Below are 25,854 nucleotides of genomic sequence, written 5' to 3'. Positions count from 1 at the left end.
ACGCCGTGAATCCGTCCATGGAGGCTCGCTGTTCGCATCCATGCGAACAGACGGTCCTGCATGGCCCACCCACCCGGCGCCCTGACAGGTTCCGGTGGCCACCGGCCGCGTATAAAAAAATGAAAAGCGGTAGCGCCGAAGGCAGCGGCAGGAGCCGCTTCCAACGTCGCTTGCGACGGCCCGCAGGGTGCCGGTCAGGACGACCGGCATACCCATGGTCGGCGGCTCTTTATCAGTTCACCTGACACCATCCGCCGACCATGGGTCGGCGCTACCGCAGGTTCCATGGCCGCCATGGACCTGCCGAAGGTGGGGCGGGGTGGCTGTGCAGGACCGTCTTTTCGCATGGATGCGAAAAGCGAGCCTACAAGGACGTACTTGCGGCGTGTCCTGCACAGCCACCCCGCCCCAGCAACACATAGCCCTGCAGGCTTTTGCCTTTGCTTCAAAGCGGGCCGCCGGGCTGCAAGCCCGGCAAACCCACCCCTTACCCCCGCGGCTTCGCAGGATTCAACAGATTGCCGAAGAACAACGCATTGACCAGCAACCGGTCCGTCCCATGCCAGTATTTGCGGTGCGCTGGATCATCGGCAAACAGCACCACATTGCCCTGCCCCTGCGGCGACACCAGCAACCACGCCGAACCGCTCACCCGCGCGCGATTGCGCTCGGACAGATAGCCATTCACGCGCACCTGCTCGTCCACCCGCACCACCGTGGAGAACGGATTGGCGCTGGGCTGCAGCACGACCGCGTTTTCCTTGTTCACCGCCAACTGCCGGCGCGGCGTGCCGAAGCCCAGCGGATGGCTGGTATCGATGTCCGCGCTCAGGATGTTGCCACTCACCCGCTCGATGGCCGCGATGTCGCGCTGGTCGCCGAAGGCTTTACGTGAGGCATCGGCGGTCACTTCGTCCGCGCCCAGGTTCTCGCCATCCGCCAGCTTTTTCTCGATCGCCCAGCGCGATGCGGTGCCGTAGGTCACCAACGATCCACCGGCCTGGATCCAGCGCTTCAGCGCGCCGACCGCCGCTTCATCCACGCCCTCGTACTTGCCACCGGACAGCACGATGGAGGTGTAGCGGTCCAGCGGGACCTTGCCCAGCTGCGAAGGGTCGATCTTGCTCGCCGGCAGCTGCAGCTGCTGGTCCAGCAGGAACCACGCCGAGCCGATCTCGGTCGCGTTCACGCCCTCGCCCATCACCAGCGCCACGGCCGGCCTGCGCAGCGCCTTGACGCTGTCGCTGCCCAGGTCGATGCCACCGCGGCTCTGGCCGCTGGCCAATGCGTAGGCCTGCACGCCGCTGTCCTTGGCCGCCGCCTGCACCGCCTCCAGCAGCGACGCGCCCTGCAGCGGCTGGCCGGCGACCGGCACCACGATGCTGCCCGGGGCGAAGTCCACCTCGCCGGCCGACGTGCCGGCAGTGAACGCCTGGAACGCGGCGCGCGTCGACAGGCCCTTGGCCTGCAGTGCATACAGCGCGCGGCCGGCGTTGTAGTCGCGCCAGTCGATCACGTACGCATAGCCGGCCTGTCCGCCCTGCACGCCACCGTGCGCGTCGGCCACCGCAGTCACCCGTGCGCCCTCGCCGATGCGGCTCTTGCTGGCCGCGAAGGCCACGCCGTAGGCCGGCGCGATCGCGTAGGAGGTGCTGCCGTAGAACACATCGCCCTTGATCTGCGGCGTGTCGGCGAAGATCGAATGCACCAGCCGGAACTGCGGCTGCACCGCCGGCACCACGTAGGCACTGCCCGGTTCGAAACGGCGTCCATCCACGGTCACCGCCGACGCCAGTGCATGCACCTCGATCCGATGCAGCAGCAGCAGTTCCAGCAGCTTGCGGGTCAGCGCCGGATCATGCGCGTCGCCGAACACGAAGCTCTTCAACGGCTGCTGGCCGGCCTGCTTCAATGCCGACTGGAAGAAGGATTTCTGCAGCGACAGCAGGCCTTCGCGTTCGGTCACCGCACCACGCACGGTGCCCAGCCCGGTCGCCACCTGGTTGCGGATGGTGAACGGGAACGTCAACGGACCGTTGACCGACTCCTGCACCCGTCCGCGCGAGCTCGCCTGTTCGACCGTCACCCCGACCGCGCCATGGAAATCCGGGTAGGTGGAGCCATACACCGGCGAGAAGTTGTCATAGTTTTCACCGGTGTAGTACAGCGAACCCAGCGCATCCAGCGAAGCGGCGTGGTACTTGGCCAGGGTCTTGTTGAACTCGTACGACGACGCCGGCAGCAGCGGGCTGTGCATGCTCTTCGGCGACGGCTCGAAGTAATACGTGCTGTCCTTGCCCATCTCGTGGAAATCGATCTGGACGTTCGGATACCACTGGTGGAACACCTCGATCTTCGGCCGGCTGTCCTGCTGGGTCAGCGCCAGCCAATCGCGGTTGAGATCGGTGAAATAGTGGTTGGTGCGGCCCTGCGGGAACGGCTCCACGTGCTCCTTGTCAGCCGGATCAGGCGAGGCCGGGCTGGAGGCATACGCGTTGTGCCAGTTCGCCGCGCGGTCGCGTCCATCCGGATTCTGCGCCGGGTCGAACAGCACCACTGCATTCTGCAGCCACTGCTGGGTTTCGGCGCCGCGGTTGGCCACCAGGTAGTACGCAGTGAGCATCGCCGCCTCGCCGCTGGAGGTCTCGTTGCCGTGCACGCTGTAGCCCAGCCACACCACCACCGGACTGTCACCGGCGGCGCTGCGCGGCTGCGCCGGGTCCACCAGGGTGGCGTGCTGCTGGCGGATCGATTCCAGCCGCGCGTGGTTCTGCGCACCGGTCAGCGTGGCGATCAGCAGCGGACGGCCTTCGTAGCTGCGGCCAATCTCCTGCACCGTGATCTTGTCCGACAACCGGGCCAGCTCTTTGAAATAGGCCACCAGTTGGTCATGCCGGGTGTAACGGCTGCCGACCTCGTAGCCGAGGAACTGCTGCGGTGTGGGAATGGCCGGATCGAAATCCGCGGCGTGCGTGGCCTGCGGGAAGAAGTAGGCGCTCTGCGCCTGCACCGGCGCGGCGGGTAGCGCGACCGCGGCGGCGGCGGCGAACAGGGACAACAACACACTGCGATGGAAGGACACGACGATTCCCCATGGATGATGGCGCTGCAGCGCCAGTACAGCCCAGCCAGCCACGTGCAGTGGCCGGCCGGCAGAGCGGATGACACGCGCGGAGCGCATCAGAAGCGGTAGTCGAAGCCCACCGTGAAGTAACGACCACGCAGGTCGTACTGGCTGAAGTCGTACGGCGCGCGGATGCCCGGGAACGAGGCGTCGTACGGCGGTGCTTCGTCGCCCAGGTTCTGGATCTTCGCGTACAGGGTCAGCTGCTCGAAGCCGGTGTATCCCACGTACAGATCGAACTGGCTGTAGCTGTCAACGCGGTCCTGCACCGCCTGCGCGGTGGCGCTGGCCTTCTGGTCGTAGCCGCTGGTGTAGTACCAGGTGAGCGCGGTCCGCACGTCGCCATGGCTCCAGTCCAGCGTGGTGGTGGCCTTGTTCTTCGGCAGCGTGGCGCCCAGGTTGCTGCCGGCGTAGTTGACCAGCGGCCCTCCGATCACGGTCGGGCGGCGGTAGTCACGCACATGGGTATAAGCCGAACTCAGGTTGAAGGTGCCCAGGCGCTCGGTCGGTATGCGCTGGCGCAGCTCCACGTCGATGCCGGAGGTCTTCAGGTCGCTGAGGTTCTGGTAGCGGTTGTACACGGCCTGTATCTTGCCGCGCTCATCGCGCTGCACCGCGCCCGGCACGTCGTTGGTCACCAGCGTCTGGGTGTTGTTGGTGCCGACCAGGTTCTCCAGTTCGATCTTGTAGTAATCGACACTCAGGTTGGTGTTCGCCCACGGCGACAGCACCACGCCGAAGTTGTAGCTGCGGGTACGTTCCGGCTTCAGCTCGGTGTTGCCAACGGTGAAGAAGGTCGGGTTCTGCCGCGAGCCGGGCAGGTCCGGGTCACGCGGGTCGACCACGCTGCCGTAGGAAATGCTGGTGCTGTCCGAGTTCTCGGAGAGCGACGGCGCACGGAAGCCCTTCGATGCGGCAGCACGCACCAGCAGGAAGTCCAGCGGCTGCCAGCGCAGGCCCAGCTTGGGCGAGAACGCATCGCCGAAGTCATCGTAATGATCCGCGCGCGCGGCCACCGACAGTTCCAGCTTCGAGGCCAGCGGCACGATGGCCTCGGCGTAGGCGGCGCTGACCGTACGCTCACCGTGCACTTCGGCGATCGCCGGGCGCACCTGCAGGCCGGCGTCGATCTGCCACGGGTTGTTGGAATCCAGCTTCTCGCGGCGCCATTCCACGCCGGAGGCGAAGCCGATGTCACCGGCCCAGGTATGGCCGAGCGTGCCGGAAATCTTCGCATCGATGCCCTGCAATTTTGACTCGGCCGGGCGCAGGGTGGCGATGTTGATGCCATCCAGCACCGACTGCGGGGTCGCCGACGGATCCAACAGGTTGTAGCTGCCGGTGACCAGCGCATCGGCCAGCGCCCAGCGGTTGGCGAAGCCCCCGGATACCGTCTCGCGCTCGCTGCTGCGTGCACCGAAGGCGCCCACTTCCCAGTCCCAGCGCTCGCTGCTGCCACGCAGGCCGACCAAGCCACGGTAGGACTGCGAGCGGTTGGTCTTGATCGTGCCGCCGAGGTTGAAGAAGGTGTATTCGATCGGGATGGCACGGCCATACGGGTTGTACGGGTTGCTCGCCGGCAGGTTGGACGACACCGGCTCGGCCAGCCCGGTATCGGCGTTCAGCGCGAAGCGCCCGCTTTCCAGGGTGAAGAACGGACTGCTGCCGAACCAGGACACGCCCTTGACCTCGCTGTACAGCACTTCGCCGAACGCTTCCACGTTGTCGCTGAGGCGGAAGGTGCCGTTGGCGTAGGCCTGCCAGCGCTTGGTCGACGGTATCAAGGTGGTGTACGGCGCCTGGTTGAAACCACAGGTGTCGCCGGCCAGGCCGTCGATCGGCGCACTGGCCACGCGGGTGGTGCCGTCCGGGCACTGCCCGTTGGCGTCCAGCATCGGCACCGACACGCCGTTGACCAGGTAACGTGCGCCCTTGGCCGACCAGCCGTTCCAGCGGCCGCCGGGCTGGTCGCTGTAGATGCCGGACCGCGTCAGGTCACGCTCGTCCTGGTCCAGGCGATCGCGGTTGTAGGCTTCCAGGCTGACCAGGATGTTGTAGCCATCGGTCTCCAGGTCGCCCAGGCCACCGACGAACTTCAGCTTGGTCTCGTCCAGCCCGCCCTGGTCGGCGGTGCCGACGCTGCCACCGATCTCCGCGCCCTGGTAGTTCTGTCGGGTGATGATGTTGACCACTCCGGCCACCGCATCGGAACCGTAGACCGCTGACGCGCCGTCCTTCAGCACTTCGATGCGTTCCACCGCGACCAGCGGCAGCGCATTGAGGTTGACGAAGGTATCCGACAGCCCATTGGCCGGGAAGCCGTAATTCGCCAGCCGACGGCCGTTGAGCAGCACCAGCGTGTTCTTCTGCGACAACCCGCGCAGGCCGATGCCAGCCGAACCGGAGGCCCAGCCGCTGTTGGAGGTCTCGTTGGCGGCGTTTCCGGTATTGGCGGAGATCGAGCGCAGCACGTCGGCGACCGAGGCCTTGCCGGTCGCTTCGAGCTGTTCGCGGCCGATCACCTGCACCGGGTTGGCGGTTTCGGTGTCGGTCCGTTTGATGTTGGAACCGGTGACGCGCACGGCGGCCAGGGTGCTGGCATCGCCACTGGCGGTGGTGTCGGCGGAGGTTTCGGCGGCGGCAGGCAAAGGCGCGGCCAGGGCGGCGGCAAGGGCCGCCACGAGCAAGGTGTGCTGGGGCATGTCGAAATCGTGGGGTGGGTGGTGGTAACAGTTCCGCAGTAGCCCATGAATGGCCGCATCGCGACCAATAACATCTCTTCATACGGATATAAGAGAAGCTACCATCTCTTCATCGCGATGAAAAGGAAGATGTTGCGGATGCAACGGCTTTGTCGTCCCCGGACCGCTACAATCGCGGCATGGAAATCTTCAAAGTCTTCATGATCGAGGCAGCGCATCGGCTGCCGAACGTGCCCCCGGGCCACAAGTGCTCGCGCCTGCACGGGCATTCGTTCCGGGTGGAACTGAAGGTGGAAGGCGAGCCCGGCGCGGAGACCGGCTGGATCATGGATTTCGGCGACGTCAAAGCCGCGTTCCAGCCGATCTACGACCGCCTGGACCATCACTACCTCAACGACATTCCGGGCCTGGAAAATCCGACCAGCGAGAACCTCGCCACGTGGATCTGGCAGGAGCTGAAGCCGGTGCTGCCGGAACTGAGCGAAATCACGGTGCACGAGACCTGCACCTCTGGCTGCCGCTATCGGGGCCCCGCCAACCGCTGAGCAAGCGATTGATCCTGAACGGGATTTGCATCGCGGTTGAAATTTCCCCAGCCCCTGTTGCAATGCAGCACGAAAGGCGTATGCTGCATTGCAACAGGTCGCGAACCGCCGGATTCCGGAGCCGCAGACCGCCAGGACACTGCATGGGTCCCTCCCCCCGTGCAGTCGCAGGACCCGACAGATCCCTCCCTCTGTCGGGTCCTTTTTTTTGCCTAGGGCCGTGCCCGTGGCAGGCCGAACCGGAACGCCGCACCCTGCGCGGTCTCCAGCAGGGCGATCTCGCGCCCGTGCAACTGCACGATGCGCTGCACGATCAGCAGGCCGAGTCCACCGTTCTCGCCACGCCGCGGCCCGAGCGCTGCAGGCGCCTGGAACAAGGTGGCGCGCACCCCCGCATCCACGCCCGGACCGTCATCACTGACCGTGACCCACACGTTGTCCGCATCGGCCGCCAACGCAACCTGCACGTGTCCCCCCTGCGGCGTGTGCCGCAGCGCGTTGTCGATCAGGTTGGTCAGCACCCGCTCCACCAGCCCGACATCGGCACGCACCAGCGGCAGTCCCTGCGGAAATTCGGCATCCAGCTGCTGGCCTTTCGCCTGGGCGGACAACTCGAATTTCTGCAGCACGTCCTGCAGCAACTCCGGCAGGGCGAACACTTCCCACTGCAGCTGCACCTGCCCGTGCTCCAACCGCGCCAGCTCGAACAGCGCGCGTGCCAGCCCGCCGACCTTGGCACTCTGCGAAAGCGCGATTGAAAGATAGCGACGACGCTCGTCCACGCTCAACGTCGCCTCCTTCATCGCCAGTGTTTCCAAGTACCCATGCAGCGATGCCAGCGGCGTGCGCAGGTCATGCGAAATATTGGCCACCATCTCGCGACGCTGCAGGTCCTGCTGCCGCAGCTGCTGCCACTGCTCGCCCAGCCGGTGTGCCATCTGCGCGTGGGCATGCTCCAGGATCAGCAGTTCGTCGCGCTCGTCCTCGCGCAGGGCGGGCAGCGAAGGCAGGTCGGTGGGCGCATCGATGTCGAACGACTGGATGCGCCGGGTCAACTCACGCAGCGGGCGGGTCACCCAGTAGAACGCCACCAGTCCGGCCAGCATGCCCAGCACCGCAACCAGCGCCACCGACCACAGCATGGTCCGCCACTGGCTGCTCGCGGCCAGGTCGTCGGCGAGCATCTGGCGCTGCTCGCCCACCAGCACCACGTACACGTAACCCGCCGCGCGGCCCTGCACCACCAGCGGGGCCACGCTGAAGACCTTGCGCCCGCGTTCGCTGCGCGGATCATCGCCGAGGATCGGCAGCGGCGCGCCGGCCAGCAGTGCCTGCAGCGGCGCTACGTCCACCCGGCCGCGATGCAGGTGGCCACTCGGCGCATCGTGGCCGAGCACGCGGCCCTGGTCATCGAGCAGGTATACCTCCACGCTGGGATTGACTGCCATCAGCTGGCCGAACAGCGCGCGCACTTCCGGCTCGCGCATCCCGGCCTGGTCCATCAGCTCGCTGCGCTGGGCAATATGCCCGGCCAGCCCCAGCGACAGTCGCTGCACCACTTCCTGCTCATGCCGCAGCGCCATCCGCATCTGCATGCCCAGCAGCGCCAGGCTGCACAGCACCAGCAGCGCAGCGAACACCGCGGCCAGTTTCTGCCACAGCCGCAGGCGCAACCTCATGCATCACCTCCGGCGGCGCCGACCAGCTTGTAGCCGCGGCCCCACACCGTGAGGATCTGCTTCGGGTGGGCCGGGTCGGCTTCGATCTTGTTGCGCAGCCGGTTGATGTGGGTGTTGACCGTATGCTCGTAGCCATCGTGGCCATAGCCCCACACCTGGTCCAGCAGCTCCGCGCGTGCGAACACCTGCCCCGGATGGCGGGCGAAGAACAACAGCAGGTCGAACTCACGCGGGGTGAGCTCCAGTTCCCTGCCGGCGTGCAGCGCGACGCGCGCCAGCGGATCCAGCCGCAGGCTGCCCAGCTCGATCGCCCCGGCGTCCAGGCGCGCGCTCTGCGCCATCGCCTCGGCACGCCGCAGCAACGCGCGCACGCGGGCCACCAGCTCGGGCATGGAGAAGGGTTTGGCCAGGTAGTCATCAGCGCCCAGTTCCAGCCCGACGATGCGCTGGGTCTCGCTGCCGCGCGCACTGATGATGATGATCGGCACATAGCGCGCCATCGCCCGTGCGCGGCGACAGATCTGCAGGCCATCCACGCCCGGCAGCATCACGTCCAGCACCAGGGCATCCCACGGTCCGTCCTGTTCCAGCAGCCGCATGCCGTCATCGCCGCTGGCGGCATGCACCACCGTGTAGCCCTCGTCGGCAAGGTGCAGGCGCAGCAGGTCGGCGATATGGACGTCGTCTTCGACGATCAGGACACGCTGGGCGTCAGTCATGGAGGTAGCGCAATCAGGAAGCGTAAGGGCATTGTCAGCGCAGGCCGACCCGGATGTATCACGGAAAATTGAACTCTCTGTGAGGATTCGTTGATCCGCCGGGGCGCAGCATGGCCCCATCGTCCCTGCTGGAGATGGCCATGTCACTGTCCCGACGTCACCTGCTTGGCCTGGGGGGCATGGCCGCTGCCGCCAGCGTGCTGGGCATCGGCGCCTGCAGCCGTGCCGCGCCGGCCGCCGCCGAAGCCGCGCCTGCCCGCCGTTTCGAGATCATGCGCAGCGACGCCCAATGGAAGCAGCAGCTGACCCCGGCGCAGTATGCCGTGCTGCGCCAGCAGGCGACCGAGCGTGCGGGCAGCAGCCCGCTGGACCGCGAAAAGCGCCGCGGCACCTTCCACTGTGCCGGCTGCGCGCTGCCGTTGTTTTCCTCTTCGACCAAGTTCGAAAGCGGCACCGGATGGCCCAGTTTCTGGGCGCCGCTGCACGATGCCGTCGGCGAACAGCGTGACACCCTGTTCGGCATGGTGCGCGTGGAAATCCACTGCCGCCGCTGTGGCGGACACCTGGGTCATGTCTTCAATGATGGCCCGCGTCCGACCGGACTGCGCTACTGCATGAACGGTGCCGCGCTGACCTTCGAGCCTGCCGCCAGCACCGATGCCACCGATGCCGGCAGCGCCTGGCGGGTGCCGGTCTGATGTCTTTTCCTTTGTTGATGGAGCGTCGCTGATGCTGTTGCTGCTGGCTTACCTGGGGGGTCTGTTGACCCTGCTCAGTCCCTGCATCCTGCCGGTACTGCCGTTCGTGTTCGCGCGTGCCGGCGGCTCGTTCCTGCGCAGCACCCTGCCGCTGCTGCTGGGCATGGCGATCACCTTCACCGTGGTGGCCAGCCTGGCTGCCGTGGGCAGTGCGTGGGTGGCACAGGCCAACCAGATCGGCCGCTGGGTCGCCCTGGTGGTCATGGCGGTGTTCGCCCTGGCGCTGCTGTGGCCGGCCTTTGCCGACCGCCTGCTGGCACCGTTCCAGCGCGTCGGCGCACGCCTCAGCGCGCGTGCCGATGCCGCCGACGACGCCGGCCGTGGTGGGGCCGGTACGTCGCTGCTGGTCGGCATCGCGACCGGCCTGCTGTGGGCCCCGTGCGCCGGACCGATCCTCGGCCTGGTGCTGACCGGTGCGGCGCTCAACGGCGCCAGTGCCAGCACCAGCAGCCTGCTGCTTGCCTATGCCCTGGGCGCCGTCACCGCGCTCGCGCTGGCGGTGTGGGTGGGCGGCCGGGTCTTCAATGCGCTGAAGGCTCGCCTGGGGCTGGGCAATGTGCTGCGCCGCGTGCTCGGCGTGGCGGCGCTGCTGGCGGTGGTCGCCATTGCGATGGGCTGGGACACGGGGGTCCTCACCCGGTTGTCCGCGGTCAGCACGGCACGGCTGGAGCAGGGCCTGCTGGATGCGGTGCCCGGCGCGCAGGCGGGCGGTGTGGCGATGACCAGCACCGGCGCAGCCGCCGCTGATGTGCCGCTGCCGGTCGAAGGCGAGATGCCTGCCCTGGAAGGCACCACCGGCTGGCTCAACAGCCCGCCGCTGACCCGCGAACAACTGCGCGGGAAGGTGGTGCTGATCGACTTCTGGACCTACTCCTGCATCAACTGCCTGCGCGCAATGCCGTTCGTGCACGAATGGGCCGAGCGCTATCGCGACCACGGCCTGGTGGTGATCGGCGTGCACACCCCGGAGTTCGCCTTCGAGCGCAATCCACGCAACGTGATGCGTGCGGTCGAGCAGCTCAAGGTCACCTACCCGGTCGCGCTGGACAACGACTATGCGATCTGGCGAGCGTTCGAAAACCGCTACTGGCCAGCGCATTATTTCGTCGATGCGCAGGGCCGCATCCGCGCGCACCAGTTCGGCGAGGGCAACTATGCGCACTCCGAGCAGGTAATCCGCCGGCTGCTGCAGGAAGCGGGCCAGACCAACCTGCCACCGCCGGCCGATCCCACCGCCGCCACCCTGCAAGGCGTTGCCGAACAGGCCGACATGGGCAACCTGCGTTCGCCGGAAACCTACCTCGGCCATGCGCGTGCGGAACACTTCGCCTCACCCGGTGGCTTCCGCCGCGATCAGCCGTTCGACTACGCCCTTCCGCAGCAGTGGGCACTGAACCAATGGGCGCTGCGCGGCCGGTGGTCGGTCGACCAGGAGTCGGCCACGCTGGCCTCGGCGGGCGGACGCATCGCCTTCCGCTTCCACGCCCGCGACCTGCACCTGGTGCTGGCGCCAGCGGCAGACGGCAAACCCATCCGCTTCCGCGTGCTGCTGGATGGCAAGCCGCTGCAGGCCGCCGATGCCGGTGGCGATGTGCAGCCCGACGGCACTGGCGTGGTCGATGAGCATCGCCTGTACCAGCTGGTGCGCCAGCGCGCGGACATCGGTGAGCACCTGTTCGAGATCGAGTTCCTGGACCCGGGTGTCCAGGCCTATGCGTTTACGTTTGGCTGAGGAGGTCGCATGAAATTCTCATTGGAACAAGGCATCGCCGCGGCAGTGGCCGCGCTGGTAGTGGGTGCGCTGGTGGTGTTCGCGGTCGATGCAGGCCCGGCCATCGGCGCGGGCATGGCACCGGCGCGCGCCGTCGAAGAAAGCCGCGCCCTGCCCGCTCCCACCGGCGTGGCGGCGTACAAGGACGAGCGCACGCAGGCCAGCGTGGTATTCGCCGGCGGCTGCTTCTGGGGCGTGCAGGGCGTGTTCCAGCACGTCAAGGGCGTGGGCAACGCGGTCTCCGGCTATATCGGCGGCGACGCATCGACCGCGCGCTACGAGATCATCAGCAGCGGGCGTACCGGCCATGCTGAAGCGGTGCGGGTGGACTACGATCCTCGCCAGGTCAGTTATGGCCAGCTGCTGCAGGTGTTTTTCTCGGTGGCGCACGACCCGACCCAGCTCAATCGCCAGGGGCCGGACCACGGGACACAGTATCGCTCCGCCATCTTCAGCGACGATGCCCGCCAGCAGGCCGCCAACCGTGCCTACGTGGGCCAGATCGGCGCCTCTTTCTCATCCCCGGTGGTGACCGAACTGGGCAGCGGCAAGCGCTTCTATCCGGCTGAGGCCTACCATCAGAACTACCTGGAGCGGAACCCGCAGGCCGCTTACATCCGCTACTACGACGCACCCAAGCTGGTGGCCCTGCAGCAGCGTTTCCCACAGCTGTACCGCCGCGAACCGGTGCTGGTGCCGATGAAGTAAGCGGGCAAAAAAACGCACGTCCATGGCGGACGTGCGTGGGGGAAATGCCGGAGCTGATGCCAGCAAGGCGCATCGTAGAGCGTAGGGAAACAGGGGTACAGTGGCAGGCTCCCCCTGTTTGGTTGGATACAGATGGACGCCCAGGCCGCGCCGCCCCGCTACCAGCAACTGGCCGATGAGCTGTCCCTGGCGATCCACGCCGGTCGCCTGCCCAGCGGTGCGCGCCTGCCCTCGCTGCGGCAGATGGCGCAGCAGCGCAAGGTCAGCCTGAACACGGTGATCGGCGCCTACCGGCAACTCGAAGATGCCGGGCTGGTGGTGCCGCTGCCGCGGTCCGGCTTCGAAGTTGCCGCCCGCCTGCAGGTTCCCCGTCGATCGCTGCGGGATGCACCCTCCGAGCCCACTGCGCCCAGCCAGCCGGCGATGCTGGCACGGGTGCTTGCCGCCCAGCAGCGGCCACAGGTGCTGGACCTGGCCTTCGCCGGCCCGCGCGGTCGCGCCTTCTATCCCGGCGTGCAGCTGCAGCGCGCAACTGCGCAGGTCCTGCGCCGCAGCCTGTCCACGGTGGAAACGTATGCGCGGCCGGATGGCTCGCAGGCCCTGATCCGGCAGATCGTGCAGCGCGGCCCGCGGATGGGCCTGCACACCGTGCCCGGCCGGATCACGCTCACCCATGGGGCAATGGAGGCCCTGCAACTGGCGCTGCGCGCGGTGACTGAACCGGGCGATGCGGTCGGCATCGAAGCGCCATCGTATTTCAACCTCTACCCCCTGTTGGCCAGCCTGGGCCTGCAGGCGATCGAACTGCCCACCCACCCGCAGCGGGGCCTGGACGTGGAAGCTCTCGATGCGCTGCTGGACACCACCGCACTGGCCGCGCTGGTGGTGATGCCCACGGTGCACAACCCGCTGGGCTGCACCATGCCGGTGGCGGCCAAGCAACGCCTGGCCGAACTGGCCAATGCACGCCGCCTGCCGGTGATCGAAGACATCGTGTACGCCGAACTGCAGCACAGCGAACCGCTGGAGCCGCTGCTGAAGGCCTTCGACCGCGACGGCTGGGTGATGGTGTGCGCGGGTTTTTCCAAGACCCTGGCACCGGACTACCGTGTCGGCTGGCTGGAAGGCGGGCGTTTCATCGACCGCATCGCGCTGCTCAAGTTCCATTCCAGCGGTGCCGAATCAAGGCTGCTCGGCGATGCGGTCGCCGCCTTCCTGGAAGCCGGCAACTACGAACACCACCTGCGCCGCATGCGCCGCCTGTACCGCGAACAGACCAGCAAGGTGCGGCAGCTGGTTGCCCAGCATTTCCCGCCCGGCACGCGGGCGACCGAACCCACCGGTGGCTTCCTGCTGTGGCTGGAGATTCCCGGCGTGGACACCGGCGAGTTGTTCGAACAGGCACTGGCCGAGGACATCGTGTTCATGCCCGGCCAGATGTATTCGCGCGGCGCGCGCTACCGCCACTGCCTGCGCCTGTCCTGCTGCCAGGAGCTGGATGCGCGTTACGTGGCGGGCATTGCGCGGATCGGGGCGCTGGCCACGGCACTGGCCGCCAGCACCGTCGTGCCTTGCTAGACTGGCGGCATGTTCGCCACTTCTTCGCTGACCGGCAGCAAGCCGGAACAATACGCCCAGCTGCTGGACCAGGCCCGTGGCCTGGTGCATGGCGAGAGCGACCGCATCGCCAACGCGGCCAACCTCTCGGCGCTGATCTACCACGCCGTGCCCCACCTCAACTGGGCCGGCTTCTACCTGTTCGACGGCACCGAGCTGGTGGTCGGCCCCTTCCAGGGCCTGCCCGCCTGCGTGCGCATTCCGCTGCACAAGGGCGTGTGCGGTGCGGCCGCCACGGAACGCGTAACCCAGCGCGTCGACGACGTCGACGCCTTCCCGGGCCACATCGCCTGCGATTCGGCCTCGCGTTCGGAACTGGTGGTGCCGCTGGTCAAGGACGGTGCGCTGATCGGCGTGCTCGACCTCGACAGCCCGCTGCTGGCGCGCTTCGATGCCGACGACCAGGCCGGCCTGGAAGCGATCGCCGCTGTGTTCGTCGACGCACTGCGATGAGCACCGTGCAGCTGCGCAACATTGGTCCGAAGAGCGCAGCATGGCTGCGCCAGGTCGGCCTGCGCAGCCGCGAAGACCTGCTCGCCATCGGCTCGGTGGGGGCCTTCGTCAAGGTTCGAAGGGCCGGCTTCAAGCCCAGCCTCAACCTGCTGTATTCGCTGGAAGGCGCCTTGCTTGACTGCCACTGGCAGGACCTGACCGAAGCCCAGCGCAGCGCGCTGGTGCACGACTACGAGGCGCGCATCGCCCTGCAGCCGCTGAAAGCGCCGGGGCCTGCCTCCGGCCCGGTGCGCGAACAACGCTTCGACGACAACAACGACTGACGGGGTAGTGACGGCCGCTGGCCGTCAACCTCTTTCCGCTGACCCCGCCGAGCATGGCTCGGCGCTACCGGTACCGGTCGACATCACCGCGAGGGTAGCGCCGAGCCATGCTCGGCGAGCGCAGCGGCGCCGCGGGCCTCCCGCCCCACTTTCAGGGCTGCTGCAGCTCCAGCAACTCGCCCCACAGCCCCGCATCTCCGCGCTCCACCCGCAACCGCAGGCGCGTGCCGTGGTCGATGCGCAGCGCCCAGCACAGTGCCACCGGCAGGCCACACACCTGCGACAGCACCATCCGCAGCGGCCCTCCATGGCTGACGATCAGCGTCGGTGCCGCGTCCTGCTCTTCTTCCTCATCGAACAGCCGGTCCAGCGCGCGCGCGATGCGGCGCTCGAAGCGACCCCAGCTTTCGCCATTCGGCGGGGCGAACGCATGCGGATCGCGATGGAACCCAAGCAGTTCCTGTTCCGGCAGGGCCTCGATCGCCAGGCCGTCCCAGTCGCCGAAATCGAGTTCTTCCCACTCTGCATCCGGCTGCACGTCCAGCCCGCGCGGCACCGCCAGCGCGACCGCGGTATGCAGCGCGCGCAGGCGTGGCGAGCTGATCACCCGCTCCCACTCATGGCCTTGGTAGGCCGCGCACAGCGCATCGTGCGCCCCGGCCAGCAGCGGCGGGTCGGTGCGACCGTCCAGGTGGGTGTCGCGGCCGGTGCTGGCGTGGCGGACCAGGTCCAGGATCATCGCTTGGCCCCGCTGCACCGGTCCGGGATCAGCGGGCAGGCACCCGGGCCTTGGGACAAGGGGGCAACGCAGTACGGCATGGACGTCATGGGCAGATCTGGAACGAAACAGGGGCCATTCTAGTGCACCGGCGCACGCGGCCTGCATTACCGCACGCGATGGCTTAGACTGCGCGCACTTCAAGGTGACCTGCGGCGTCGGCTGGCAGGTTGAAACGGGAAGCCGGTGACGCATCCAGGTGATGCCACTCCGGCGCTGCCCCCGCAACGGTAAGCACGTCACAAGCGGACCTCACGCCACTGTGCCCCCGGGCATGGGAAGGCGTCCGCCCGGTGGACCTCCACCGACGGCAAGCCCGGAGACCGGCCCGGAAGCACCAGGTTGCGATGCGGTGGGCATCGGCGACGGCCACCGCGTCCTGCGCGGTGCGCATCGCCCTGTCTCCGCGTTGCAGCTCCCTTTTTGTCCGCGCGGGCGTGCGCGGCAGTTGGAGTTACCCCATGACATTGCAGTCCCGAATCCTCTCCCTGGCCGTGCTGGCCGCACTGCCTGGCGTGGCTGGCGCACAGAACGCGGCCACCGCGCTGGACCAGGTGCTGGTCACCGCCACGCGTACCCCGATCGCGCTGGCCGACAGCCTCAGCCCGGCGCAGGTGATCGACCGCAGCGCCATCGAAGCCAGCCAGGCCACCTCGCTGCAGGACCTGCTGCGCGGCCGCGCCGGCATCAACCTGGCCAACACCGGCGGACTCGGCAAGCAGACCTCGTTGTTCCTGCGCGGCACCAATTCCTCGCACACCGTGGTGCTGGTCGATGGCGTACGCATCAACACCGGTGACTTCGGCCTGGCCATGCTGCAGGACCTTCCGCTGGCGCAGATCGAACGCGTGGAGATCGTGCGCGGCCCGCAGTCCAGCCTGTACGGCGCGGATGCGATCGGCGGCGTGGTGCAGATCTTCACCCGTCGTGATACCGGCGGCTTCGCACCGCACCTGGAACTGGGCGGTGGCAGCAACGGCCTGCGCCAGGCCAGCGGTGGCATCGGCGGCGGCACCGAGCGCGGCTGGTTCGGGCTGGATATCGCCTACCAGCACAGCGACGGCATCGATGCGTGCCGCGGTTCGGCGGCGACTTTCCAGGGCTGTGGCGCGGACGAGCCGGATCGCGATGGCTACCGCAATCTCTCCAAGAGTGCGCGGGGTGGCTACACGTTCAACCCACAGTGGAGCGTGGAAGGCAGCGCGCTGCGTGCCGAAGGCGAGAACCACTACGACGGCTACTACAACTACTCTGAAACGCTGCAGCAGGTGCTCGGCGGCAAGCTCCGCTACACCCCGTCCGAGCGCCTGGCGGTGACGGCCAGCCTCGGCCGCAGCGACAATGAATCGGACAACAGCGGGCCGTTCGATGCGTCTGGCAGCGCGCAGACGCATCGCGACAGCGCCTCGCTGCAGGTCGACGCCAGCCTGGCCGACAACCAACTGCTGAGCAGCGGCGTGGACTGGAGTGATGACAGCCTGGATGGCAGCAGCGCCGGCTACCTGGTCGACAGCCGTGACAACACCGGTGTGTTCGTTCAGTACCAGGGTCGCTTCGGCCGGCACCAGCTGCAGGCCAGCGTGCGCAACGATGACAACCAGCAGTTCGGCAACCACACCACCGGTTCACTGGCCTGGGGTCTGGAGCTGGGCGCGGGCTGGAAGCTTACCGCCAGCCACGGCACCGCGTTCAAGGCGCCGACCTTCAGCGACCTGTATGACCCGTGGAGCGGGGTGGCCACGCTGGATCCGGAAAAGGCACGCAGCAGCAACATCGGCATCGCGCAGCAGGGCCAGGGCTGGCGCTGGGGCCTGGATGTGTATGAGACGCGCGTGGATGACCTGATCACCTACGACGCGGCCACCTTCCGCATGACCCAGGTGGAAAAGGCGCGTATCCGCGGCGCCGAGCTGACCGCCGCCACCACCTTGGCCGGCATCGACATCAACGCACAGCTGAGCTACACCGCCCCGCGCAACCGCACCGTCGGTGCGCAGTACGACAACTGGCTGGCGCGCCGTGCGCAGCAGACCGCGCGCATCGACCTGGACCGCCGCTTCGGCGACCTGCGCGTCGGCCTGACCGGCTTCGGCGCCGGCAAGCGCTACGACGATGCCGCCAACACAGTGAAGCTTGCGGGCTACGGCACCCTGGACGTGCGGTTGGAGTACGCGCTCAGCGATGACTGGTCGGTGCTCGCACGGGCCGCCAACGTGTTCGACCGTCGCTATGAAACCGTCGCCTGGTACAACCAGCCCGGGCGTGAATATCAGCTCAGCGTGCGCTACCAGCCGAAGTAACGCGCACGGTAGCGCAGCGCTCCGTGCGCGGAGACATTCCGCCGACCACGGCTCGGCGCTACCCACCAGCCCGCATCGGTAGCGCCGACCACGGCTCGGCGCTACCCACCAGCCCGCATCGGTAGCGCCGACCCATGGTCGGCGAGCGCAGCGGCCCGTGCGCGGAAACATTCCGCCGAGCACGGCTCGGCGCTACCCACCAGCCGCCATCGGTAGCGCCGACCCATGGTCGGCGGGCGCAGCGGGTGCGGTCGGCCGTTACCCGACTCTGCCCGCGCGCAACCCTGGCAACTGGCGCAGGTCGTCGACGACCGCCACGGCCTCGTTGTGCTGCAGGTCCAGTCCGCGGGGATAGCCATAGCGGACCAGCGCCACCGGCATGCCGGCATCCAGCGCGGCGCGGTAGTCGGTCAACGAATCCCCCACCATCAGGCAGTCGCCGGGCGCGAAAGCAAAGTGCCCGGCGATATGCCGCAGTGGCTCGCCGCTGGGCTTGCGCTGCGGCAACGAATCGCCGCCCAGCACCAGCGCGAACCGATCGCCGATGCCCAGGTGATCCAGCAGCGGTTGTACCAGCGCACTCGGCTTGTTGGTGCAGATCGCCATCGGCACGCCACGTTCCTGCAGCTGCTGCAGGGCCTCGGCGACGCCATCGAACAGCCGCGGGCTGCGCAGCAGGCACTCACGGTAGTGCACCATGAAGCCCGGCATCACCCGATCCAGGTCGATCGTGCTGCCTGCCGCGGTGAATGCCTGCTCCACAAGCCGACGCACGCCGTCACCGATCCAGGTCAGCACGGTGGCTTCGGCCACCCGCGGCAGCTGCCAGTCTTCCAGCGTGCGATTCAAGGCTTCGGCGATGTCGCCGGCACTGTCCACCAGCGTGCCGTCCAGGTCGAACACCACCAGCGGATACGGGTACGTCGCTACGTCGCTCACAGGCCTGCCATGTCATGCGGGGGAGCCTGCAGTGTAACGGCCGCCCACGGCCACTTCATTGACCGGGGCTGGCTAGCAGTACGCGGCGAACGCCGGGCTGGAGAACCGTTCCACCAGGAAATCGACGAAGCTGCGCAGCAGGGTGGACTGCTGCCGACGCGAGGCATACACCGCGTGCAGTCCCATTTCTTCCAGCGAATGATCGGCGAGCAATGCGACCAGCTCACCGCTGGCCAACAACGGGTTCACCTGGTAAGCCGGCAGCATCGCGATGCCGGTGCCACTGCGCACCGCCTCCAGCAGCAGCGACGAATCGTTGGCACTGATGTTGCCGCTCACGCTGACCGCCACCTCGCGTCCATCCCGCTGCAGGCGCCACACGCCCTTTCCAACGTAATGGTGGGTCAGGCAGTTGTGCGTCGCCAGCTGCTCGGCACTGTGCGGGGTGCCATGCTGCAGCAGGTAGGCCGGCGCGGCGCACAGCACCGAACGGCAATCGGCCAGCCGACGTGCGATCAATGCCGGATCGATCTGCCGCGATATGCGAACCGCCAGGTCGATCCGCTCCTCCACCAGGTTGACGATGCGGTCCACCATCAGCAGTTCGATACGCGCTTGCTTGTAGCGCTTCACGTAGTCGGCTACGGCCGGCGCCAGGTGCAGCTGGCCGAACGACACGCTGGCCGTCACCCGCAGCACGCCATGGGGTTCGGGATCCTGGCTGGCCAGCTCGTCTTCCAGTTCCTGGCGCATTCCACGCATCTGCTGGAAGCGCGTCAGCGCGATCTCGCCCGGGCCGGTCAGCGCGACCCGGCGGGTGGTCCGGTGCAGCAGGCGCGCACCCAGCCACTGCTCCAGCGCGGCCAGGTAGCGGGTAACCATCGGCCGCGACATGTCCAGCGCCTCTGCAGCCGCGGTCAGGCTGCCGCGCTCGGCCACTTCAATGAACACATCGATGGCGGTCAATCGGTCCATCTGCTCGATCCATGCAACAAACATGATCGTTATACGCTGTTTTTCGATCATGTAAGGGCACCTACAGTGACCGCTCACCCCGCTACGGAACGCCCCCCATGAAGATCGCCCTCGTCGGTGCCACCGGCAACATCGGCCGCCAGATCGCCCGCCATGCGCTGGCCAACGGCCACCAGGTCACCGCCATCGTACGCAGTGAGAAACAGCTGCCCGCCGAACTGGACGGCGCCGCGCTGGCCATCGCCCCGCTGGATGACAGTGCCGCGCTGGCGGCCGTGATTGCCGGCCACGATGTGCTGGCCAGTGCCTACGGTCCGCGCCCGGGCGATGACATCGGCCAGATCGCGGTGGTCGCCGGGCAGCTGCTCGATGCCGCGCGCCAGGCAGGCGTGCCGCGCCTGGTGGTGGTGGGCGGTGCAGGCAGCCTGGAAGTCGCACCGGGGGTGCAGCTGGTCGATACCCCGGATTTCCCGGCCGCCTACAAGCCTTTTGCACTGGCCGCACGCGAGGCGTTGAAGACGCTCCAGGCCGTGCAGGACATCGACTGGACGTTCTTCTCGCCGGCCGCGGAAATCGGCCCGGGGGAAGAGCGCGGGCAGTATCGCGTGCAGGCCCGCAGCTTCCTCGCCGACGCCGAAGGCCACAGCCGTATCAGCTACGCCGACTACGCCGCCGCGTTCGTGGAAGAACTGGAAACCCACGCCCACCCGCGCCAGATCATCACCGCCGCGTACTGAAACCCAAAAAGGGGACGGAGGGAATTAAGTTCGCTTAATTCCCTCCGTCCCCTTTCTGGAACAGGTCCCCCTGCAGGACCGGCTCGCGCTCGCGGAAGCCGCCCAGGCCGACGCCCACCAAGCGGTACAGCGTGTCCGGCGGCAGCTCCACGCGATCGCGCAGCGCCAGGGCGATGTCGCGCAGTTCCTCCATCGATTCCGGCGGCCGCTCCGGCGTGTAGCTGCGGGTGAGGATGCGGAACTGCGAGGTCTTCAGTTTCAGCACCACCGTGTGCCCGGTGCGGTCGGTCCGGCGCGTGGCGTTCCAGGTTTTCTCCGCCAGCTGGGCGATCGCCGGCGCCAGTGCATCTAGCGGAACATCCTCGGCGAACGTGTCTTCGGAGGAAATCGACTGCACCGGCTGGTCCGGCTCCACTGGCCGTTCGTCGATACCACGGGCACGGTTGTACAGACTGCGACCGAAGCTGCCGAAGGCCTCTTCCAGCGCAGCCAGCGACCAGCTGCGCAGGTCACCACAGGTCACGATGCCACGCGCCGCCAACTTGCCTTCCATCACCTTGCCCACGCCCGGTACCTTCTTCACCGGCAGCGGCAGCAGGAAAGCGTCCACGCGCTGCGGGGTGACCACGAACTGGCCATCAGGCTTGCGCCAGTCCGATGCGATCTTGGCCAGGAACTTGTTCGGCGCGATGCCCGCCGAGGCGGTCAGCGCGGTTTCATCGCGGATCTGCGCGCGGATTTCGCGCGCGATGTCGGTCGCCAGCGCGATCCCGGATTTCGGCACGGTGACATCCAGGTACGCCTCGTCCAGCGACAACGGTTCCACCAGGTCGGTATGGCGCAGGAAAATCTCGCGCACCTGCCGGGAAACGGCCTTGTAGCGTGCGAAGTCAGGCGGCACGAACACCGCATCCGGACACAGGCGTTCGGCACGCAGCGCCGGCATCGCCGAACGCACACCGAACACCCGTGCCTCGTAGGACGCCGCACACACCACCGAACGCGCGCCACGCCATGCCACCACCACCGGCCGGCCGCGCAGGGACGGATCGTCGCGTTGCTCCACCGACGCGTAGAAGGCGTCCATGTCAACGTGGATGATCTTGCGCATAGTGCTCATGGTGGGTGTTGGAAGGGCATTCGACCTTGGTGGGCCACACGCCGAAGTATGGTCGTTGCACATCAACAGGATGCGCGTTTTCAATGGTAAACACTACGCGTGCGTACGGTGGAAAAGTTTGATCGCGACGTGTGCTGTCATGCATCCTCGGGCGCTTGATCTTCCGTTCTTCGCTTCCAGGATCGTGCTTTCCATGACTCGTCTCCACGCGTTCGACCGCGACCAGCTGCTGGCCAGCGCCCGCGGTGAACTGTTCGGCGCAAGCGCCGGGCGCCTGCCCAACGACCCGATGCTGATGTTCGACCGCATCACCGACATCCGCGACGACGCCGGTCCGCATGGCAAGGGCATGGTACGCGCCGAACTGGATATCCGTCCGGACCTGTGGTTCTTCAACTGCCATTTCATCGGCGATCCGGTGATGCCCGGTTGCCTGGGCCTGGATGCGATGTGGCAGCTCACCGGCTTCTTCCTGACCTGGCTGGGCGCACCCGGCCGCGGCCGCGCGCTCGGCTGTGGCGATGTGAAGTTCACCGGCCAGGTACTGCCGGACGCCAAGCTGGTCAGCTATGAGATCGACATCACCCGCGTCATCAACCGCAAGCTGGTGATGGCACAGGCCGACGCCCGCATGCTGGTGGATGGCCGCGAAATCTACGTCGCCAAGGATCTGCGCGTGGGCCTTTTCACCTCCACCGAGAACTTCTGATGCGTCGCGTCGTCATTACCGGAATGGGCATCACCTCGTGCCTGGGCAACGACCTGGACACGGTGTCGGCCAACCTGCGCGCCGGCAAGGCCGGCATCACCTACCTGGCCGACCACGCCGAAGCCGGGCTGCGCAGCCAGGTCGGCGGCCGCGTCGACCTGGACCTGGATGCGCAGATCGACCGCAAGCTGAAGCGCTTCATGAGCGATGCTTCGGCCTTCGCCTACATCGCCGCACGCGATGCCATCGCCGATGCCGGGCTGACCCCGGAGCAGGTGAGCAACCCGCGTACCGGCCTGATCGCCGGTTCCGGTGGTGGCTCCAGCGAATGGCAGGTGGAAGCGGCTGACATCCTGCGCAGCCGGGGCGTGCGCAAGGTCGGCCCGTACATGGTGCCGCGCACGATGTGCAGCACGGTCTCGGCCTGCCTGGCCACCGCTTACCAGATCAAGGGCCTGAGCTATTCGCTGTCTGCGGCCTGCGCCACCTCGGCGCATTGCATCGGTGCGGCGGCCGACCTGATCCGCCACGGCGCACAGGACATCATGCTGGCCGGCGGCGGTGAAGACCTGCACTGGTCGATGAGCGTGATGTTCGATGCGATGGGCGCGCTGTCGACCAGTTTCAACGAGACTCCGGCCACCGCCTCGCGTCCGTACGACAAGGACCGCGACGGCTTCGTCATCGCTGGTGGTGGCGGCATGCTGGTGCTGGAAGACTACGACCACGCCATCGCGCGCGGTGCCACCATCCACGCCGAGCTGATCGGCTACGGCGTGACCTCCGACGGTGCCGACATGGTCGCCCCGTCCGGTGAGGGCGCGGTGCGCTGCATGAAGATGGCGATGGAGAAGGTGGACCGCCCGCTGGATTACCTCAACACCCATGGCACCTCCACGCCGCTGGGCGATGTCACCGAACTGGGCGCGATCCGCGAGGTGTTCGGCGAATCGATTCCGCCGCTGTCCTCGACCAAGGCGCTGTCGGGCCATTCGTTGGGCGCTGCCAGCGTGCACGAGGCGATCTACTGCCTGCTGATGATGCGCGATGGTTTCATCGCAGGTTCGGCCAACATCACCGAACTGGATCCGAAGGTGGAAGGTTTCCCGATCGTGCGCGAAAGCCGCGAGCAGAAGCTGGACACGGTGATGTCCAACAGCTTCGGCTTCGGTGGCACCAACGCTGCGCTGGTGTTCGGCCGGATGATGTAGTGACGGCCGCTGGCCGTCATCCCCGCCGCTGCGCTCGCCGAGCATGGCTCGGCGCTACCTTTTGACCGCAGCAACTTGTAGTGACGGCCGCTGGCCGTCACGCGCACTGCTGCGCTCGCCGAGCATGGCTCGGCGCTACCGCAACAGCGGCACCAACAGCGCGCGCACATCATGCAGCGACTCCACGATGCGGTGCCCCAGCGCGCGCACCGCCGCATCCGGATGCACCAGGTCCGGCACCTGGATGGCCGTCATCCCAGCCGCCAGCGCAGCACGCGTTCCGGTCGGTGAATCCTCCAGTGCCAAGCAGCGCGCGGGATCGGTGCCCAGCCGCTGTGCGGCCAGCAGGTAGATGTCCGGCGCCGGCTTGGGATGCTGCACGTCGCTGCTGGTCACCACCGCATCGAAGTAGTCCAGCAGGCCGCTGGCCGCCAGCTTGCGGCTGGCACGCGGCTGCCGCGTCGACGTAGCCACCGCGCGGGGTACACCGTGCTCCTTCAGCAGCTCCAGCAGCTCCAGGATGCCCGGACGCAGCGGCAGGCCGTCATGCGTGCGCGCGTCGTACAGCGCGTGGCAGTGCGCCAGCAGCGCATCGATGCGCGCGCCGTCGTCGATGTGACGCTGCAGCAGCTGCAGGCAATCCCGCTCGCCCAGCCCCACCATGTGCAGGAAGAAGCCTTCCGGCAACGCGATCTCCAGCGTCAGCGCCGCCTCGCTCCAGCACGCGATCGACACCCGTTCGCTGTCGATCATCAGCCCGTCCATGTCGAAAATCACCGCATCCGGGCGGAACGGCAAGGCAGGGATCGTGCTCACGGTGCGAACAGGGTCTCCAGGTCGGCAGCCGTCAACTGCCGCCACTCCCCTTCTTCCAGCCCTTCCAGGCCCAGCCCACCCACGCCGCTGCGATGCAGGGCCTGGACGTGGTTGCCGGTGGCGGCGAACATCCGCCGCACCTGGTGGTAACGGCCTTCATGCAGCACCAGGCGCGCGTTGCGCGGCCCCTGCACGTCCAGCTCGGCCGGCATCAGCGGCGTCTTCTCCGATTCCAGCATCAACGTGCCACTGGCGAACAGCGCCACCTCGTCACCGCGCAGGTCCTCGGCCAGCTCCACCTCGTACACCTTGGGCAGCTTGGATTTCGGCGAGATGATCCGGTGCAGCAGGCCACCGTCATCGGTCATCAGCAGCAGCCCGCTGGTATCGCGGTCCAGACGGCCCACGGTGGACAGCACCGGATCGCGGTCGCGGAAACGCGAGGGCAGCAGGTCGTAGACCAGCCGCCCCTTGTCCTTGATCGAACAGGTCACCCCGCGCGGCTTGTACAGCGCGATGGTCAGCCCGACCGGCGGATCCAGCGGTTCGCCATCGACGCGGATCGCTTCATGGGCTACCTGGTCGTCGGCATACAGCACCTCGCCATCGGCATCGGTGATGCGTCCTTCGCGGAACATCCACTGCACCTGCTTGCGGCTGCCGTAGCCCAGGTTGGCGATCAGCTTGACCAGCTTCACCGGCTGCCTCCGCGCACCGCCTCGATCAGCTTGAAGCCATCGCGTTCGGCCAGCACTCGCACCGTGCCGAAGCTGTCATTGAGCACGTTCTCGTACGGCAGGTGGCGGTTGGCCACCACGAACAGGCGCCCGCCGCGCTTGAGCGCCTGCGCCGCCACCGCGATGAAGCGCTGGCCGATGTCCGGGCGGTTCTCGCGCGAAGGGGTATGGAACGGCGGATTGCTGATGATCACGTCGTAGCCGGGCTCGATCCCGGCGGTCACGTCCTGCCACAGGAACCGCAGCGGCAGCGCACGCGGCGGCTCGGCCAGGTTGACCCGTGCCAGGTCCAGCGCGCGGCCTTCGGCCTCGTACAGGTCCAGTGCGGTGATCTTTGGGCAGCGCTCCAGCAGCTCACGCGACAGGTAGCCGTAGCCGGCGCCGAGGTCGGCGGCACGCCCGGCCAGGTCGGCCGGCAGGTTTTCCGCCAGCAGCACCGATGCCGGATCGGTGCGGTCCCACGCGAACACACCCGGACGGCTGGTGAAGCGTCCGCCGAGGATCCTGCGCGGGGCGTCCAGGCTCGCCCAGCGGCTGGCCAGTTCGACATCGTGCTGGCCCTGCGCCGGCGCGCTCCAGTACACCCGGCAATGGTTCTTGGTCAGGCTGCCGCCCAGGCCGGTCAGCTGCTTGAAGTCGCCCTCGCCGGAGCGCGCGCCCTCGTCGTTGTGCTGGCAGGCGACGATCGTGCCACCCGGCGCCACCAACTGCAGGGCGCGGGCGAACAGCGCGCGGGCTTCGTCGCGCTGACGCGGCGGCAGCACCAGCACCAGCCCGAAACGGCCCGCCTGGTCAGCGCCCAGCTCGGCGGACACCTCCAGCCCGGCCGATTCCAGCGCCTTGGCGAACGGTGCGAAGCTCTGCTCGCAGACCACTTCGCGGCCCTGCGCCTGTTCGCGCAGCGGCCATCCGTCACGCGCCCGCAGGAAGGCGACCGGGCCTTCCGGCCAGCGCAGCAGGCCTTGGGAGAGCGGCAGGAACAGGGTCTGCAGGGGAGCGTCGTCGCGGGCGGCCATCGGGCACGTAAGCCTTGGAATCTTCAGGGGGCGTCCATTGTACCGGCTCGGCGCCACCGCCCCCGTGCCGGAGCGCTTTGCGAAAACCGAACATCCCCTTGATGCCGCCCGAACGTC

The 25,854-nt window shown here is 67.6% G+C and carries 21 protein-coding genes, 1 pseudogene and 1 riboswitch; of the genes and pseudogenes, 11 read left to right on the top strand and 11 right to left on the bottom strand.

Going from position 1 to position 25,854, the window contains the following annotated elements:
* Positions 1–487: 487 nt before the first annotated feature.
* Together IFT63_RS11800 and IFT63_RS11795 are read right to left on the bottom strand one after the other, a co-directional pair.
* Positions 488–3,082, bottom strand: coding sequence for a M14 family zinc carboxypeptidase (locus tag IFT63_RS11800; protein WP_192084305.1), 2,595 nt, complete (start codon positions 3,080–3,082; stop codon positions 488–490).
* A gap of 98 nt (positions 3,083–3,180) precedes the next feature.
* Entirely contained in the window at positions 3,181–5,826 is a 2,646-nt protein-coding gene (locus IFT63_RS11795) for a TonB-dependent receptor (RefSeq protein ID WP_192084304.1), read from the bottom strand.
* A gap of 179 nt (positions 5,827–6,005) precedes the next feature.
* Between IFT63_RS11795 and queD the strand changes: the two genes are divergently transcribed.
* Complete coding sequence (gene queD, locus IFT63_RS11790) at positions 6,006–6,371, top strand: 6-carboxytetrahydropterin synthase QueD (protein WP_042614954.1); 366 nt, start codon at positions 6,006–6,008, stop codon at positions 6,369–6,371.
* Positions 6,372–6,583: 212 nt separating this feature from the next.
* Here queD and IFT63_RS11785 read toward each other — a convergent pair whose 3' ends face one another.
* Positions 6,584–8,050 carry a HAMP domain-containing sensor histidine kinase gene (locus IFT63_RS11785; RefSeq protein ID WP_192084303.1) on the bottom strand — a complete coding sequence of 489 codons (1,467 nt, stop codon included), beginning with the start codon at positions 8,048–8,050 and terminating at the stop codon, positions 6,584–6,586.
* A complete protein-coding gene (locus tag IFT63_RS11780) occupies positions 8,047–8,769 on the bottom strand; it encodes a response regulator transcription factor (protein WP_042614932.1) in 723 nt (240 codons plus the stop codon). The genes IFT63_RS11785 and IFT63_RS11780 overlap by 4 nt, the downstream gene beginning before the upstream one ends.
* Before the next feature lie 140 nt (positions 8,770–8,909).
* Between IFT63_RS11780 and msrB the strand changes: the two genes are divergently transcribed.
* The 6 genes and pseudogenes from msrB to IFT63_RS11750 form a co-directional block, all read left to right on the top strand.
* On the top strand, positions 8,910–9,467 hold the full coding sequence (gene msrB / locus IFT63_RS11775) for a peptide-methionine (R)-S-oxide reductase MsrB (RefSeq protein ID WP_192084302.1): 558 nt from the start codon (positions 8,910–8,912) through the stop codon (positions 9,465–9,467).
* 28 nt (positions 9,468–9,495) lie between these two features.
* The gene (locus tag IFT63_RS11770; protein ID WP_192084597.1) at positions 9,496–11,259 is read left to right on the top strand and encodes a cytochrome c biogenesis protein DipZ; all 1,764 of its coding nucleotides are present in this window, start codon (positions 9,496–9,498) and stop codon (positions 11,257–11,259) included.
* Between the two features lie 9 nt (positions 11,260–11,268).
* A complete protein-coding gene (gene msrA / locus IFT63_RS11765; protein WP_042614933.1) occupies positions 11,269–12,006 on the top strand; it encodes a peptide-methionine (S)-S-oxide reductase MsrA in 738 nt (245 codons plus the stop codon).
* Positions 12,007–12,132: 126 nt separating this feature from the next.
* The gene (locus tag IFT63_RS11760; RefSeq protein ID WP_192084595.1) at positions 12,133–13,584 is read left to right on the top strand and encodes an aminotransferase class I/II-fold pyridoxal phosphate-dependent enzyme; all 1,452 of its coding nucleotides are present in this window, start codon (positions 12,133–12,135) and stop codon (positions 13,582–13,584) included.
* 9 nt (positions 13,585–13,593) lie between these two features.
* Entirely contained in the window at positions 13,594–14,076 is a 483-nt protein-coding gene (locus IFT63_RS11755) for a GAF domain-containing protein (RefSeq protein WP_042614935.1), read from the top strand.
* A pseudogene (locus IFT63_RS11750) lies at positions 14,073–14,339 on the top strand (TfoX/Sxy family protein); the annotation flags it as partial. The gene IFT63_RS11755 and the pseudogene IFT63_RS11750, both read left to right, overlap by 4 nt.
* Before the next feature lie 211 nt (positions 14,340–14,550).
* Here the strand turns inward: IFT63_RS11750 and IFT63_RS11745 are convergent.
* Positions 14,551–15,138 carry a histidine phosphatase family protein gene (locus IFT63_RS11745; RefSeq protein ID WP_192084300.1) on the bottom strand — a complete coding sequence of 196 codons (588 nt, stop codon included), beginning with the start codon at positions 15,136–15,138 and terminating at the stop codon, positions 14,551–14,553.
* Positions 15,139–15,303: 165 nt separating this feature from the next.
* A riboswitch (cobalamin riboswitch) is annotated at positions 15,304–15,524 on the top strand.
* 114 nt (positions 15,525–15,638) lie between these two features.
* Here IFT63_RS11745 and btuB point away from each other — a divergent pair.
* Positions 15,639–17,477 (top strand): TonB-dependent vitamin B12 receptor, encoded by a 1,839-nt coding sequence (gene btuB / locus IFT63_RS11740; protein WP_192084299.1) that lies wholly within the window; start codon positions 15,639–15,641, stop codon positions 17,475–17,477.
* A 258-nt stretch (positions 17,478–17,735) separates the two neighbouring features.
* Here btuB and gph read toward each other — a convergent pair whose 3' ends face one another.
* Positions 17,736–18,416: a phosphoglycolate phosphatase gene (gene gph, locus IFT63_RS11735; RefSeq protein WP_192084298.1), complete on the bottom strand. Its 681-nt coding sequence runs from the start codon at positions 18,414–18,416 to the stop codon at positions 17,736–17,738.
* A 72-nt stretch (positions 18,417–18,488) separates the two neighbouring features.
* The gene (locus tag IFT63_RS11730; RefSeq protein WP_192084297.1) at positions 18,489–19,391 is read right to left on the bottom strand and encodes a LysR family transcriptional regulator; all 903 of its coding nucleotides are present in this window, start codon (positions 19,389–19,391) and stop codon (positions 18,489–18,491) included.
* Positions 19,392–19,489: 98 nt separating this feature from the next.
* Here IFT63_RS11730 and IFT63_RS11725 point away from each other — a divergent pair, with 98 nt between their 5' ends.
* On the top strand, positions 19,490–20,128 hold the full coding sequence (locus IFT63_RS11725) for an NAD(P)H-binding protein (protein WP_192084296.1): 639 nt from the start codon (positions 19,490–19,492) through the stop codon (positions 20,126–20,128).
* Positions 20,129–20,162: 34 nt separating this feature from the next.
* Here IFT63_RS11725 and dinB read toward each other — a convergent pair whose 3' ends face one another.
* Complete coding sequence (gene dinB / locus IFT63_RS11720) at positions 20,163–21,248, bottom strand: DNA polymerase IV (protein ID WP_042614941.1); 1,086 nt, start codon at positions 21,246–21,248, stop codon at positions 20,163–20,165.
* Positions 21,249–21,441: 193 nt separating this feature from the next.
* Here dinB and fabA point away from each other — a divergent pair, with 193 nt between their 5' ends.
* Both fabA and fabB read left to right on the top strand, forming a co-directional pair.
* Complete coding sequence (fabA, locus tag IFT63_RS11715) at positions 21,442–21,957, top strand: 3-hydroxyacyl-[acyl-carrier-protein] dehydratase FabA (RefSeq protein ID WP_042614942.1); 516 nt, start codon at positions 21,442–21,444, stop codon at positions 21,955–21,957.
* Entirely contained in the window at positions 21,957–23,168 is a 1,212-nt protein-coding gene (gene fabB / locus IFT63_RS11710) for a beta-ketoacyl-ACP synthase I (RefSeq protein ID WP_101100146.1), read from the top strand. The genes fabA and fabB overlap by 1 nt, the downstream gene beginning before the upstream one ends.
* 135 nt (positions 23,169–23,303) lie before the next feature.
* Here the strand turns inward: fabB and IFT63_RS11705 are convergent, their stop codons facing one another.
* The 3 genes from IFT63_RS11705 to IFT63_RS11695 are packed head-to-tail and all read right to left on the bottom strand — an operon-like array spanning position 23,304 to position 25,737.
* A complete protein-coding gene (locus tag IFT63_RS11705; protein ID WP_192084295.1) occupies positions 23,304–23,984 on the bottom strand; it encodes an HAD-IA family hydrolase in 681 nt (226 codons plus the stop codon).
* Positions 23,981–24,682, bottom strand: coding sequence for a pseudouridine synthase (locus IFT63_RS11700; RefSeq protein WP_192084294.1), 702 nt, complete (start codon positions 24,680–24,682; stop codon positions 23,981–23,983). The genes IFT63_RS11705 and IFT63_RS11700 overlap by 4 nt, the downstream gene beginning before the upstream one ends.
* Positions 24,679–25,737 carry a class I SAM-dependent methyltransferase gene (locus IFT63_RS11695; RefSeq protein WP_192084293.1) on the bottom strand — a complete coding sequence of 353 codons (1,059 nt, stop codon included), beginning with the start codon at positions 25,735–25,737 and terminating at the stop codon, positions 24,679–24,681. The genes IFT63_RS11700 and IFT63_RS11695 overlap by 4 nt, the downstream gene beginning before the upstream one ends.
* Positions 25,738–25,854: the final 117 nt, after the last annotated feature.

Source organism: Stenotrophomonas sp. CFBP 13724 (genome assembly GCF_014841975.1).
GTDB classification, from domain to species: domain Bacteria; phylum Pseudomonadota; class Gammaproteobacteria; order Xanthomonadales; family Xanthomonadaceae; genus Stenotrophomonas; species Stenotrophomonas lacuserhaii.
Note: the sequence above shows the minus strand (reverse complement) of the source record. Positions and strands in the feature narration are given on the sequence as shown.